Consider the following 12222-nt stretch of genomic DNA (forward strand, 5'->3'; position numbering starts at 1 on the left):
CCGCGCGTTCCGAAGGGGAGCCTTCCGTTCCCCCAGGGGCCGTGGGCGTTGTCGCCGTGAGCTGGCAGACTGGCCCGCCGAGTCACCGAAGCACGATGTCACACCGCGCGAGGAGCCCCGCATGTCGATGGCAGGCAACCTGCGGAAGGTCGGAGATCTCCGAAAGGTGTCCGACCTGCGCAAGGCCGGACGCCTCAGAAGAGTGGCGCGCCTGGCCCGGCGGCACCCCCGCGTCGACCTGAGCCACCCCGCCCGCTCGCCGCTGGGTTCCGCGGTCGTCAAGTGCGTGACGTACCGGGACGGGGTCCGTGAGCAGGCCGGGCGCGATCTCGTGGACGCGGTCGACCGGGTCCGCAAGTCCGACGACGGCTTCGTCTGGCTGGGGCTGCACGAGCCGACGGAGGTGGAGTTCGCGGACATCGCCGAGCTGTTCGACCTGCACCCGCTGGCCGTCGAGGACGCGGTGCACGCGCACCAGCGGCCGAAGGTCGAGCGGTACGGCCAGACGCTGTTCGCCGTGTTCAAGACCGTCTGTTACGTGGAGCACGCGGAGCTGACCGCGACCAGTGAGGTCGTCGACACCGGCGAGATCATGGTGTTCATCGGCCGGGAGTTCGTGATCACCGTGCGGCACGGGAGGCACGGCTCGCTGGGCCCGGTGCGCGAGGGCCTGGAGGCGGACCCGGAGCAGCTCGCCAAGGGCCCGGCCGCTGTGCTGCACGCGATCGCCGACCATGTGGTCGACGACTATCTCACCGTGATCGACGCCGTCCAGGCCGACATCGACCAGGTCGAGGCGGATGTGTTCGCCGAGGACGGCGCGCGCACCGACCCGGGCCGGATCTACCAGCTCAAGCGCGAGCTGCTGGAGCTGAAGCGGGCCGTCGTGCCGCTCGCCCGGCCGATAGAGGAGCTCTCGGGCCGCCCCTTCCAGGTGGTGGCGCCGGAGATACAGGCGTACTTCCGGGACGTCTCCGACCATCTGCTGAGGGCCGCCGAGCAGATAGCGTCCTTCGACGAGCTGCTGAACTCGATCCTGCAGGCCCATCTCGCGCAGGTGACCGTGGCTCAGAACGAGGACATGCGCAAGATCACGGCCTGGGCCGCGGTCGTGGCCGTGCCGACCATGGGCTGCGGCGTGTACGGGATGAACTTCGACCATATGCCGGAGCTGCACTGGCAGTTCGGGTATCCGCTGTTCCTGGGCGTGATCGCGGGCATCTGTTTCGTCCTGCACCGCGCCTTCCGGCGCAACGGGTGGCTGTGACCCGTAGTGGCGGACAGCGGGCCGTGCTCGGTGGCGGCGGGCCGCTCCGGAGAAGTGGCCCGCCGGAGCGTGATCTCCGGGGTCAGCCCTTGGCGTAGACGCTCTCGACCCAGGCCGACATCTGGTCGTCGGACAGATGCGCCGCGAGATCGGCCTCGCTGATCATGCCGACGAGGCGCTTGTCCTCGATGACGGGGAGCCGGCGGATCTTGTGGCCCTGCATCTCCTGGAGGACCTCCTCGACGTCGGCGCCCGCGTCGATCCAGCGGGGCGTCCCCTGCGCGAGGTCACCCGCGGTGATCTCGGAGGGGTCGTGGCCCACGGCCACGCAGCCGATCACGATGTCGCGGTCCGTGAGGATCCCGCAGAGGCGTTCGTTCTCGTCGCTGATGGGCAGCGCGCCCACGTTCAGCTGGCGCATGAGCTGGGCGGCGCGGTCCAGGGTCTCGTGAGCGGGGATCCACTGCGCACCGCGGTGCATGATGTCTCCGGCGGTGGTCATGGGGTACCTCCCGGTGCCGGTGGCCGGCGCAGCACGGTTGCGCCGCAGGTCCCGGCGCAATTCATTCTTCCCGGCTTGCCTTGGGCCCGCACCTGGGAGCGGACCCGCACCGACACGTGGGCGCGCCCGTCACGAGGGCAGCCCGCCCCAGGCCGGATGCCGGGGGTCGTCCGCCCGTACGACGACGTCCGCCGTGCCGGCCGGGTCGGTCTCGCTGTCGTAGCGCTCGAAGGCCGGCAGCGTCCACTGCTCGTCCTCGGGCGTACGACGTCGCAGGGCGCCCGGCGACAGTTTGAGGTGCACGGTCAGGTCGAAGGGGAACCAGTGCCCCATGAGCAGGGGCCCGTGCAGCAACAGGACGCCGCCGGGCGGCAGTTCGACGTAGGAGCTGCGCGTCGCGCGGTCGGCCGCCGGGTCCCACAGGTCCGGCAGGACGCGTCCCGTGCCGCCCGGTTCGAGCGGCCCGAAGACCTCGCGCCACAGCGCGGCCGTGTCGAACCAGCCGCTGTAGTACGCCTCCACGTCCTCGCGCCCGTACTCGAAGCGCAGCGAGGCGGGCCGCAGGAATCCGCCGGTGTCCACGGCGAGCGAGGGGCGTCCGCGCACCCGCAGCGCCTCCCCGAGAAGTGCGGCGAGGTCACCGGGGCGGGCGGCCGGCGGGCCGTCGATGGCGATACGGGGCCACGGACTGCCGTCGCCCGGCTTCAGTTCGAGCAGCCTCTCGGCGAGGGCGTCGCCGAGCCGTTCCCAGGTGATCGCTTCGAGTCGCACGCGCCTCATGATGCCTCGCACGCCGGTGGGGAGCCGAGGGGGACCCGTACCCCCGCGACGCGTTCTCGCCCGCGCGCGGGGAATGAACCGCGTATGACCGCCAAGGCCCGGCCCGACCGGACCCCCCAACGCCGGACTCCCCCGCCGCACACCGGCCTCGGCGGGCCGGTCGTCGTGCAGCCGCTGAAGCGCCGGCAGTGCGCGGAGTGTCACCGGGCGCCGCTGGACCTGCTGACCCTGGAGGACGGGGCGCCACGCTGCCTGGACTGCGCGGACCTCGGGCATCTCGTGTATCTGCCGCGCGGCGACTGGGCGCTCACCCGCCGTGCCAGGGAAGGCAGTTCGCTGTCGGCGGTGGTCGTGCGTTTCCATCGGCGGCGCGGCCGTTACGAGCGCCAGGGCGTTCTCGTCGAGGAGGCGGCGCTGGCCCGCGCCGAGGAGCGGTGTCTGGCGGACGCGGATGCGCGGGCGAGGCGTCGTGCGCGGGACGCGGCGCGCAGGGCGGCACAGGACGTGTCGTTCACGGCCGCGTTCGCGCGGGAGATCCTGCGGCTCTTCCCCGGCTGCCCGCCGGACCGGGCGGAGGCCATCGCGGCCCACGCGTCCCTGCGCGGCAGTGGCCGGGTGGGGCGCAGCGCGGCGGGCCGCGCCCTGTCCCGGGCCGCGGTGACGGCGGCGGTGCGGGCGGCGGTGCGGCACACGGAGACCGCGTACGACGCGTTGCTGATGAGCGGGGTGCGGCGGGGCGAGGCCAGGCGGAGCATCGGGGCGCAGGTGGAAGCCGTCCTCGCCGCATGGCGCGCGCGGGAATCGTGAGAAGCGTGTACGTCACACGGTGGCGGCCGTCTCGTCCGTGCGGCAGGATCTTGACCGGACCGCGAGGCCAACGGCATCGCCGGCAGGGGGAGTTGTGTTGATCGAGGGACCGTACTTCGTACTCACCGTTCTGGGCGCGCTCGCCTGCGGGGTGTCGGCGGGCGTTTTCATCGCCTTCTCCACCTTCGTGATGAAGGGGCTCGCGGCGCTCCCGCCCGCGCAGGGCATCGCGGCGATGCAGGCGGTCAACCTGGCCGCGGTCTACCCGGCGTTCATGGTGGTGTTCCTGGGGGCCGCGGCGCTGTGCGGGGTGCTTGCCGTCGTGACGTTCGTGCTCTGGCCGGAGCAGGGCACCGTGGAGCTGCTGCTCGGCAGCGCGCTCCAGCTCGTCGGCGCGTTCGGCGTGACCGTCGCAGCGAACATCCCGCGCAACGACGCGCTCGCGAAGCTCGACCCCGAGGCGCCGGACAGCGAGGGACAGTGGCGCAGGTACGTGTCCGAGTGGCTGATGTGGAACCACATCAGGGGTGGTGCGTCGCTGGCCGCGTCGGCCTCCTTCATCCTCGCCCTGACCTGAGCCTTCGCGTCCTGCCGCACCCCTGCACACCGGGGGAAACGGACGTATCGTGGCGAGAAGGACACCGTAAGGGAGACGGCCATGGCCGACCCCAAGGGCTTTCTCACCACCCCCCGACAGGACTGGCCACGCCGCCCTGTCGGCGAGCGGATCCAGGACTGGGACGAGGTGTACGTCCCGGGGGCGCTCCTGCCGATCGTCGAGGCGCAGGCCGACCGCTGCATGGACTGCGGGGTCCCGTTCTGTCACGAGGCGTGTCCGCTCGGCAACCTGATCCCGGACTGGAACGACCTCGTGTCGCGGGACGACTGGCGGGCGGCGAGCGACCGGCTGCACGCCACGAACAACTTTCCCGAGTTCACCGGGCGCCTGTGCCCCGCGCCGTGCGAGGCGGGCTGCGTCCTGGCGATCAACCAGCCGGCCGTGACCATCAAGAACGTCGAGGTCGCCATCGCCGACCGCGCCTGGCAGGACGGCCTCGCCCCGCCCAAGCCGCCCGAACGGCTGTCCGGCCGCACGGTCGCCGTGGTCGGCTCGGGCCCGGCGGGGCTCGCGGCCGCCCAGCAGCTCACGCGCGCGGGGCACACGGTCGCGGTCTTCGAGCGGGACGACCGGCCGGGCGGACTGATGCGGTACGGCATCCCCGCTTTCAAGATGGAGAAGCGCCATCTGGACCGCAGGCTGGCGCAGCTGAGGGACGAGGGGGTGCGTTTTCGTACGTCGACGGAGGTGGGCCGTGACATCGGCGCCGCCGAGCTGCGGTCCCGCTACGACGCGGTGGTCCTCGCGGTCGGCGCCACGGCCTGGCGCGAACTGGACGTGCCGGGGCGGGAGTTGGACGGGATCGTGCAGGCGATGGAGTATCTGCCGCTGGCCAACCGTGTGTGCGAGGGCGACCTCGACGCCTCTCCCCTGTCGGCCGCGGGCAAGCACGTCGTGATCGTCGGCGGCGGCGACACCGGCGCCGACTGCCTGGGCACGGCGGTGCGCGAGGGCGCCGCGTCCGTCACGCAGCTGGACATCTACGGGCAGCCGGGCGCCGAGCGCGACGAGCTGGCCGAGCCCTGGCCGACGTATCCGAAGATCTACCGGATGTCCGCCGCCCACGAGGAGGCCGGGGAGCTGCGGACCGCGCCCGCGGCGGATGCCGACGCGCGCCTCTTCGCGGCGTCCACCCTGCGTTTCGAGGGGGACGAGCGGGGCCGGGTGAGGGCGTTGCATCTCGTCGAGGTCGACGAGGCGCGGCGGCCCCGGGAGGGTACGTCCCGGGAGCTGCCCGCCGATCTGGTGCTGCTCGCCCTCGGCTTCTCGGGGCCCGAGCGCGGGGCCGGCGGCCCGGTCGGCCAGCTAGGACTGGCGGTGGAGGAACGCGGCATGCTCGCCCGCGACGCGCGCTTCACGACCTCGGTGCCCGGCGTGTTCGCGGCCGGGGACGCGGCCCGCGGCCAGTCGCTCATCGTGTGGGCGATCGCCGAGGGCCGCTCGGCCGCCGCCGCGGTGGACCACTGGCTGACCGGCTCGACGCGGCTGCCCGCGCCGATCGGGCCGTACGACCGTCCGATGACGGCCTGAGCCCGCAGCCGGTCGGCGCTCGTCGTTCATTTGCGCTCGTCGGTGCCCGCGATCTTGGCGGTCGACAGGGCGATCCGGTTCCAGGTGTTGATCGTGAGGATCAGGGACAGGACGTGGGCCAGCTCCTGCTCGTCGAACTGGGCGGCAGCCTCGGCGTAGACGTCGTCGGGGACACCGCCGTCGGCGACGAGCGTGACGGCCTCGGTGAGCGCGAGCGCCGCGCACTCCCGGGCGCTGAAGAAGTGCCGGGCCTCGCGCCACACGGCCACCATGTGCAGCCGGTCCTCGCTCTCGCCGGCCTTGCGCGCGTCGTTGGTGTGCATGTGGAGGCAGTACGCGCAGTGGTTGAGGTGCGAGGCACGGATCTGGATCAGCTCGACCAGGGCCGGGTCGAGACCCTCGCGGGCGGCGGCGTCGAAGCCGATGAGGGAGCGGAAGACCTTGGGCGCGGCCTTCGCGAAGTCGATGCGGCCGGCGGAGTGGGCGTGCGCGTGGGGGTGGTTGTGGGTGTTCGCCGCGGTGATCGTGTTCGTCGTCATGACCATGAATCTACGGTCCGGACAGACCTCTTGTAGGGTGCATTTTCATGGCGGATTCATGGGTCAATTCTGCGGAGCGCATCGGCGCCGACCTGCATCTGGACCTGTCCGGGGCGGGTAGCCGCAGGGCCGCTCTCATGGGGGCGCTGCGCGACGCCGTCCGCTCGGGGCGGCTGGCTCCGGGCACCCGGCTGCCGCCCTACCGTTCGCTCGCCGCCGACCTCGGCGTCGCCCGCAACACGGTCGCCGACGCGTACGCGGAGCTCGTCGCCGAGGGCTGGCTGACCGCGCGGCAGGGCTCGGGGACGCGTGTCGCCGAGCGGGCCGGGCCGCACGCCCCCGGCCGCGTCCCGAAGAAGGGTCCGGCCCGCGCGCACGGGCCACGCCACGACCTCCGCCAGGGCACACCCGACGCGTCGTCCTTCCCGCGCGCGGAGTGGGCGGCCGCGTACCGGCGTGCGCTCCAGGCCGCGCCGAACGAGGCGTTCGGGCCGGGCGACCCGCAGGGCCGCGCCGAGCTGCGGGTGGCGCTCACGGAGTATCTGGCCCGCGCGCGCGGCGTGCGGACGGAGCCGGACCACATCGTGATCTGCTCCGGCTTCGCGCATGCCCTGCGGCTTCTGTTCAACGGCCGGGTACTGCGCGGACAGCTCGCCGTGGAGTCGTACGGACTCGGCTTCCACCGCGAGATCCTGACGGCGGCGGGGGTGCGGACGCTTCCTCTGACGCTCGACGAACACGGCGCGCGCGTCGGGGAGTTGACGGCCGGCGCGGGCCGGGCGAAGGCGGCGCTGCTCACGCCCGCGCACCAGTTCCCCACGGGCGGCCCGCTGCACGCGGAGCGGCGTACGGCGGCCGTCGACTGGGCACGCGCGCGTGGCGGTCTGATCGTGGAGGACGACTACGACGGCGAGTTCCGCTACGACCGCAGGCCCGTCGGCGCGGTGCAGGGCCTCGACCCCGAACGGGTGGTCTATGTCGGCTCGGTGAGCAAGAGCCTGTCACCGGCGCTGCGGCTCGGCTGGATGGTGCTGCCGCGGGAGCTGGTGGGGGATGTCGTCGCGGTGAAGGGCGAGCGGGAGGCGTGGGCGAGCGTGCCGGACCAGCTGGCGCTCGCGGACTTCCTGGTCTCGGGGGCGTACGACCGGCATGTGCGGCGGATGCGGCAGCGGTACCGGGGGCGGCGCGACCGGCTGGTGGAGGCGCTCGCCCAGCGGGCGCCCGGGGTGGCGGCCACCGGGATCGCGGCCGGGCTGCACGCGGTGCTGCGGCTGCCCCCGGGGACCGAGCGGTCCGTGGTCAAGGCCGCCACGTGGGGCGGTGTCGCCCTCGACGGCCTCGCGGAGTTCCGTCATCCGCAGGCGACGATGCCGCACGCGGACGGGCTGGTGGTGGGGTACTCGACGCCGTCGGACCATGCCTACGGCGCCGCGCTGGACGCCCTGTGCGGGGTGCTGCCACCGGACTGAGACCCCGCCTCGGGGTTCACGGCTCGCGCACCCGTCCGCTCCGCTCACGAGAGCAGGAAATCCGCCGCCCCGGCCTTGGCGCCCTCGATGAACGCGGTGATCTCGCCCGGGGTGTAGATCAGGGCGGGGCCGTCCGGGTCGGCCGACTGGCGCATCGCGACCCGGCCGTCGGCCAGCTTCATCGCTTCCACGCAGTTGCCGCCGTTGCCGCCGCTCCAGGGCTTGTGCCAGCCCTCGTTGCCGAGTTCGCGGGCGGGCATCCCGTTGTAGATGACCTCACCGTCGATCCCTCGTATGCGGGCCTTGATCCGATCCATTCACAGCTCCTTGCGGAGATCCCGGAGGATGTCCTTTGTGCGATGTGCCGTCGCGGCATGTGCCGCCATGCGGTCCATGACCTCCAGGTGGGTGGCCACCTCGGGGCGCGCGTCGAGATAGACGGCGCCGGTCAGGTACTCGCTGTAGACCATGTCCGGCAGTTCTGACATGGCAAATCGGAACAACACGAAGGGGCCGTACGTGCCGGGGTGCGGGCCGGAGGCGAATTCGGCGATCTGCAGCGTCACGTTGGCCAGCTCCATGACCTCGAGGAGCCGGTCGATCTGGCCGCGCATCACGTCGGGCCCGCCGACCGGGCGGCGCACCGCGGTCTCGTCCATGACCATCCACAGGCGCGGGGCGTTCTCGCGGGTGATCAGCTCCTGGCGCTGCATCCGGAGCGCGACATGCCGCTCGACGACGCCGGGGTCCTCCGCGAGGGCGCGGCCGACGGCTCCGGAGCGCAGCACGCCACGCGCGTAGTCCTCGGTCTGCAGGAGCCCGGGAACGAAGTGGGGCTCGTACGACCGGATGAGGCTGGCGGCGCCCTCCAGGCTCACGTACATCGAGAACCAGCCGGGCAGGATGTCGTGGAACCGCTGCCACCAGCCGGGTTTGTTGGCCTCTTCGGCGAGCGCGACGAAGGCTTCCGCCTCTTCGTCGGTGACGCCGTAGGACTTCAGGAGGAGCTGGAGGTACGGGATCTTCAGGCCGACCTCGGCCATCTCCATGCGGCGGACGGTGGCGGGGGCGACGCGCAGGACCTTCGCGGCCTCCTCGCGCTTGAGCCCGGCGCGTTCGCGCAGATCCTGGAGGCGCCGGCCGAGGACGACCTGGCCAACGGTCGGAGCGGACCGCGGTTCGCTCACGCCCCCTACCTCCCCGTCGTCCCTGTGGTCCTTTTGCGGTCGCGCGTGTGGCCGCGCTCCCAAGGGGAAGCCGGGTTGCCCCGACGCCCGGTCATTCCGGGCAACTTCCCTGAAATCGTCGGCGTTTTCGCCATCACGGGCGCCGTACGGCACACCGCCGTCAGCAGTGTGCCATGGCTCGACGCCCGAGCACACTGCACTCTGCACATTTCAGAGTGGCCCTTGCCAAGTGTTCACGACGGGGAGATAGTGGCAAGCGTGATTCCGTCCGTGCCGTTAGGAACAGAAGTCGGCGAAGCTACGCTCGGTGACGAAGCCGGTGCGTGCTCCGGCGCCGCGTCCGTACGCCGCCGCAGCAGCTTCGAACTGGCTCCCCACCCGGGCTCTGCCGCTCAGGCCCGGAAGCTGACGCGCGCCCACCTCAGCGGCTGGGCAGTGTGCGATGACACCTGCGACGCGGCCGCCCTGGTCATCTCCGAACTGGTCACGAACGCGATCGTCCACACCGCGAGCAGCCGCATAGTGTGCGAGCTCCACGACGGTGACGACCGGGTGCGGATAGCTGTACGTGACGAGGGCTGGGCGCCCGGCGAGCCGCATCCCGCCCGCCGTGTCGCGCCGGAGGAGGAGCACGGGCGTGGCCTGTTGCTCGTGGCGGCGGTGAGTACCGCGTGGGGCGCGCAGGAGACCGGCCCCGGACTCCTCGTGTGGGCCGAGCTCGCACGTGACGCGGGCAGCGCGCAGAACGCGAACGCCACCCAAGGACATTCCCCCGTCGCGGGACCCCATGGGATTCCCAGACCGCACCGCAGCGGTGAACCGCACACGGGCGGAGCGCCTCACTCCCCCGGCACGGGACCGGGCACCGAACAAGGCGCGGCCTTCGACACAGAGCAGTTCGAGTCAGAGTTCGAGACGGGGTTCGGCACCGGCTTCGGCCCGGCCGTCGGCCCCGGTACGGGGACAGGGGCAGGAGCCGGATGGGTGTGGTGACGACGCGCACGATGGATCTCGACTCGCTGGTCCGCTTCTCACGGCAGCGGCAGATCCTGCGGACCGCCCCGCTCAGGCTCGCCGTCCCCGACGGCATGACCGCGCCGCTCGGCTGCGACGCCGTCGCGGTCCCCGAGGCCTGCGGGCGCGCCATGGTCGCGCGGCTGCCGCGCATGGGCTGCGTGTACACCGACGGTGACCGCTGGTGGTGGATCGTTCCCTCGGACTCGGACGTCGCCCTGGAGTGGCCGGCCCCGGCCAGCTACACGAGCGGCGCGCTGGTGCCGGACGCGCGGCGCGCGCCCGGACTCATCCACCGGCCCGACGGCAGCGTCCCCTACACCCCGCCGATCCCCCTCTATCTCGCGCTGTGCCGGGTCACCGGCACGACGCCCGCCTGGTCCCGTTCGATCGGCGCGGGCGCGGCCGACGCCGCCTGAACCGCACGCTCCACCCGGATCAGCCCGCGACAACCTCCGCGCGCGGCACGATCACCAGGAAGGCGTCCGTCGCGAGGTCCATGACCACCTCGGCGGGCTGACCCTCCAGACGCCGGTCGCGCGCGAACTCCTCGGCCGGCCACGACCCGCGCGGTCCTCCCGCGGGAAAGCGTTCAAGTACCACTCGTCCGTCGATCATCGTGCACCCCTGCCCCCGTCGTCGTACGTGCGCTGTCGCGCGTTCTTACGGAGAAGAACGCCCGCGAGGCGCCTGGGGGCTCGCAACGTGACGACAATGACACCGAGTTGAGACACGCACCGCCGCTACGCCGGTCCGATCGGCCGCCGAGTCAGTCCAGATACTCGTCGTGATAGCGGACCCGCGTGCTGCCCGCCTGGGCCCCGAGCGCCGACGCCCGCCCCCGCGGCTCCTCCCACTCCTCCTGCCGGCCGAGCGCGGTCAGGTCGAGCAGGCTGTTGACGGAGCCGATGCCGTCGAGGCCACGGCCCGTCGTGGAGTACGTGTGGTAGACCCGGTCGCCGTCGCGCAGGAAGCAGCTGAGGCCGGGCAGGTCGCGGGGGCCCTCGTCGGACGCGAAGCCGAAGTCCTGGTTGAAGTCGCTCGTGGCCGACGAGTACCAGGGCATGGTCCAGCCCATACGGGCCTTGAACGGCAGGAGTTTGGTGAACGGCGCACGCGACACGGCCGCGAACTCCGTACCCCTGGCGCGCAGATGGGAGAGGTGGCCGATCTGGTCGAGGAACGCGGAGCAGCTGGGGCAGCCCGCGTCCTGGTCCGGGCCGAACATGAAGTGGTAGACGACGAGCTGGGAGCGGCCCTCGAACAGGTCGAGAAGCTCCGCCTTGCCGTCGGGCCCCTCGAAGACGTACAGCTTCTCGATCTCCACCATGGGCAGTTCGCGGCGCTGCGCGTTGAGCGCGTCGCGGGCGCGGATCGCCGCCTCCTCCCTGGCGAGCAGTTCTTGGCGCGCGCCGAGCCACTCCTCGCGGGTGACGACGTTCGGCAGCCCCATGGGTCCTCCTCGGGTCGGTACTCCTCAGGTGGTTGACCGGGGGACTTCGCGGAACTCATCGCTCGGCGGCAGAAATCTTCCGCACTTCTTCTGGGGGATCCGTTGTGTTCGCTGAGCATGCACTGTTGTCCGCTGACGCCGACACCACCACAATGCACATGTCAAAACCGGTAGTTGCCGGTTTCAGCAAGCAACGGGAGAGGACCCCCCACATGAACAAGCCTCTCGTCGGTGCGGTGTTCGGCCTGCTCCTCATAGGAGCAACAGCCGCGCCCGCCACGGCAGTCGGAGCCCAGCACGAGGCCAAGGCCAGGGCCAAGGCGGCCACCTTCGCCGGGACGGTGGCGCTCAGCAACTGCTCCGGATCGGTCGTCCGCGTGCCGGACTCCCAGCCCACGGACCCGGCCCTGGTCATGTCCAACGGGCACTGCCTCGAGAGCGGTTTCCCCGGCCCGGGCGAGGTCGTCGTCGACCAGCCGTCGTCCCGCACCTTCAGCCTGCTCGACTCCGCGGGCACCAAGGTCGCGACGCTGCGCGCGGACAAGATCGCGTACGGCACGATGACGGACACGGACGTCTCGCTCTACCAACTCACCAGTACCTACGAGCAGATCGAGAGCTCGTACGGCATCAAGGCCCTCGAACTGTCGGCCTCGCACCCCACGGCCGGCACGGCCATCACGGTCGTCTCCGGCTACTGGAAGAAGACCTACAGCTGCAACATCGACGGCTTCGCGTACCGCCTCAAGGAGGGCGAGTGGACCTGGAAGGACTCGGTCCGCTACACCTCCACGTGCAACACGATCGGCGGCACCTCGGGCTCCCCCGTCGTCGACCAGGCGTCCGGCAAGGTCGTCGCGGTCAACAACACGGGCAACGAGGACGGCGCCCGCTGCACGGACAACAACCCGTGCGAGGTCGACGAGAACGGCACCGTCACGGTCCGCAAGGGCATCAACTACGCGCAGGAGACGTACGGGATCGTGCCGTGCGTCGGGATCGGCAACAAGATCGACCTGAGCGCGGCGGGCTGTGAGCTGCCGAAGCCGTAACTC

Annotated in this window: 15 protein-coding genes; 8 read left to right on the forward strand and 7 right to left on the reverse strand. The window is 71.8% G+C overall.

Translation table 11 applies throughout. From position 1 onward, the window contains the following. Positions 1–121 precede the first annotated feature (121 nt). A complete protein-coding gene (locus ACWIGU_RS20320; RefSeq protein ID WP_454402738.1) occupies positions 122–1267 on the forward strand; it encodes a magnesium and cobalt transport protein CorA in 1146 nt (381 codons plus the stop codon). Between the two features lie 82 nt (positions 1268–1349). Here ACWIGU_RS20320 and ACWIGU_RS20325 read toward each other — a convergent pair whose 3' ends face one another. Both ACWIGU_RS20325 and ACWIGU_RS20330 read right to left on the reverse strand, forming a co-directional pair. Further along, a complete protein-coding gene (locus ACWIGU_RS20325) occupies positions 1350–1769 on the reverse strand; it encodes a CBS domain-containing protein (RefSeq protein WP_454402740.1) in 420 nt (139 codons plus the stop codon). Positions 1770–1898: 129 nt separating this feature from the next. Then, positions 1899–2549, reverse strand: coding sequence for a nucleoside/nucleotide kinase family protein (locus ACWIGU_RS20330; RefSeq protein WP_356274551.1), 651 nt, complete (start codon positions 2547–2549; stop codon positions 1899–1901). Between the two features lie 84 nt (positions 2550–2633). On the opposite strand from ACWIGU_RS20330, the gene ACWIGU_RS20335 reads away from it, so the two are divergent. From ACWIGU_RS20335 to ACWIGU_RS20345, 3 genes are all read left to right on the forward strand, one after another. Further along, positions 2634–3356 (forward strand): DUF2293 domain-containing protein, encoded by a 723-nt coding sequence (locus tag ACWIGU_RS20335; RefSeq protein ID WP_454402742.1) that lies wholly within the window; start codon positions 2634–2636, stop codon positions 3354–3356. A 97-nt stretch (positions 3357–3453) separates the two neighbouring features. Next, complete coding sequence (locus ACWIGU_RS20340) at positions 3454–3933, forward strand: anthrone oxygenase family protein (protein ID WP_454402744.1); 480 nt, start codon at positions 3454–3456, stop codon at positions 3931–3933. 81 nt (positions 3934–4014) lie between these two features. Beyond that, on the forward strand, positions 4015–5505 hold the full coding sequence (locus ACWIGU_RS20345) for a glutamate synthase subunit beta (RefSeq protein ID WP_454402746.1): 1491 nt from the start codon (positions 4015–4017) through the stop codon (positions 5503–5505). 26 nt (positions 5506–5531) lie between these two features. Here the strand turns inward: ACWIGU_RS20345 and ACWIGU_RS20350 are convergent, their stop codons facing one another. Further along, entirely contained in the window at positions 5532–6044 is a 513-nt protein-coding gene (locus tag ACWIGU_RS20350; RefSeq protein WP_454402748.1) for a carboxymuconolactone decarboxylase family protein, read from the reverse strand. Between the two features lie 47 nt (positions 6045–6091). On the opposite strand from ACWIGU_RS20350, the gene pdxR reads away from it, so the two are divergent. Continuing rightward, on the forward strand, positions 6092–7513 hold the full coding sequence (gene pdxR, locus ACWIGU_RS20355) for a MocR-like pyridoxine biosynthesis transcription factor PdxR (RefSeq protein ID WP_454402750.1): 1422 nt from the start codon (positions 6092–6094) through the stop codon (positions 7511–7513). Between the two features lie 44 nt (positions 7514–7557). Here pdxR and ACWIGU_RS20360 read toward each other — a convergent pair whose 3' ends face one another. Both ACWIGU_RS20360 and ACWIGU_RS20365 read right to left on the reverse strand, forming a co-directional pair. Then, positions 7558–7830, reverse strand: coding sequence for a DUF397 domain-containing protein (locus ACWIGU_RS20360; RefSeq protein ID WP_454402752.1), 273 nt, complete (start codon positions 7828–7830; stop codon positions 7558–7560). Continuing rightward, the gene (locus ACWIGU_RS20365; protein WP_454402754.1) at positions 7831–8700 is read right to left on the reverse strand and encodes a helix-turn-helix domain-containing protein; all 870 of its coding nucleotides are present in this window, start codon (positions 8698–8700) and stop codon (positions 7831–7833) included. Between the two features lie 270 nt (positions 8701–8970). Between ACWIGU_RS20365 and ACWIGU_RS20370 the strand changes: the two genes are divergently transcribed. Next, positions 8971–9693, forward strand: a complete 723-nt coding sequence (locus tag ACWIGU_RS20370) for an ATP-binding protein (protein ID WP_454402756.1) — start codon at positions 8971–8973, stop codon at positions 9691–9693. Further along, positions 9681–10133, forward strand: coding sequence for a hypothetical protein (locus tag ACWIGU_RS20375; protein ID WP_454402758.1), 453 nt, complete (start codon positions 9681–9683; stop codon positions 10131–10133). The genes ACWIGU_RS20370 and ACWIGU_RS20375 overlap by 13 nt, the downstream gene beginning before the upstream one ends. Positions 10134–10152: 19 nt before the next feature. Here the strand turns inward: ACWIGU_RS20375 and ACWIGU_RS20380 are convergent, their stop codons facing one another. Next, positions 10153–10332 (reverse strand): hypothetical protein, encoded by a 180-nt coding sequence (locus ACWIGU_RS20380; RefSeq protein ID WP_399970237.1) that lies wholly within the window; start codon positions 10330–10332, stop codon positions 10153–10155. A 151-nt stretch (positions 10333–10483) separates the two neighbouring features. After that, complete coding sequence (locus tag ACWIGU_RS20385; protein WP_454402760.1) at positions 10484–11167, reverse strand: DUF899 domain-containing protein; 684 nt, start codon at positions 11165–11167, stop codon at positions 10484–10486. Positions 11168–11379: 212 nt separating this feature from the next. Here ACWIGU_RS20385 and ACWIGU_RS20390 point away from each other — a divergent pair, with 212 nt between their 5' ends. After that, the gene (locus ACWIGU_RS20390) at positions 11380–12219 is read left to right on the forward strand and encodes a S1 family peptidase (protein WP_454402762.1); all 840 of its coding nucleotides are present in this window, start codon (positions 11380–11382) and stop codon (positions 12217–12219) included. Positions 12220–12222 lie beyond the last annotated feature (3 nt).

The organism is Streptomyces sp. NPDC055400, assembly GCF_053644375.1.

What these genes read in the sequence shown, in the direction of transcription:
- ACWIGU_RS20375 (WP_454402758.1), top strand. Translation starts at nt 9,681, where the DNA reads ATGGGTGTGGTGACGACGCGCACGATGGATCTCGACTCGCTGGTCCGC.
- ACWIGU_RS20330 (WP_356274551.1), bottom strand. Translation starts at nt 2,549, where the DNA reads ATGAGGCGCGTGCGACTCGAAGCGATCACCTGGGAACGGCTCGGCGAC.
- ACWIGU_RS20350 (WP_454402748.1), bottom strand. Translation starts at nt 6,044, where the DNA reads ATGACGACGAACACGATCACCGCGGCGAACACCCACAACCACCCCCAC.
- pdxR (WP_454402750.1), top strand. Translation starts at nt 6,092, where the DNA reads ATGGCGGATTCATGGGTCAATTCTGCGGAGCGCATCGGCGCCGACCTG.
- ACWIGU_RS20345 (WP_454402746.1), top strand. Translation starts at nt 4,015, where the DNA reads ATGGCCGACCCCAAGGGCTTTCTCACCACCCCCCGACAGGACTGGCCA.
- ACWIGU_RS20360 (WP_454402752.1), bottom strand. Translation starts at nt 7,830, where the DNA reads ATGGATCGGATCAAGGCCCGCATACGAGGGATCGACGGTGAGGTCATC.
- ACWIGU_RS20320 (WP_454402738.1), top strand. Translation starts at nt 122, where the DNA reads ATGTCGATGGCAGGCAACCTGCGGAAGGTCGGAGATCTCCGAAAGGTG.
- ACWIGU_RS20325 (WP_454402740.1), bottom strand. Translation starts at nt 1,769, where the DNA reads ATGACCACCGCCGGAGACATCATGCACCGCGGTGCGCAGTGGATCCCC.
- ACWIGU_RS20390 (WP_454402762.1), top strand. Translation starts at nt 11,380, where the DNA reads ATGAACAAGCCTCTCGTCGGTGCGGTGTTCGGCCTGCTCCTCATAGGA.
- ACWIGU_RS20335 (WP_454402742.1), top strand. Translation starts at nt 2,634, where the DNA reads ATGACCGCCAAGGCCCGGCCCGACCGGACCCCCCAACGCCGGACTCCC.
- ACWIGU_RS20385 (WP_454402760.1), bottom strand. Translation starts at nt 11,167, where the DNA reads ATGGGGCTGCCGAACGTCGTCACCCGCGAGGAGTGGCTCGGCGCGCGC.
- ACWIGU_RS20380 (WP_399970237.1), bottom strand. Translation starts at nt 10,332, where the DNA reads ATGATCGACGGACGAGTGGTACTTGAACGCTTTCCCGCGGGAGGACCG.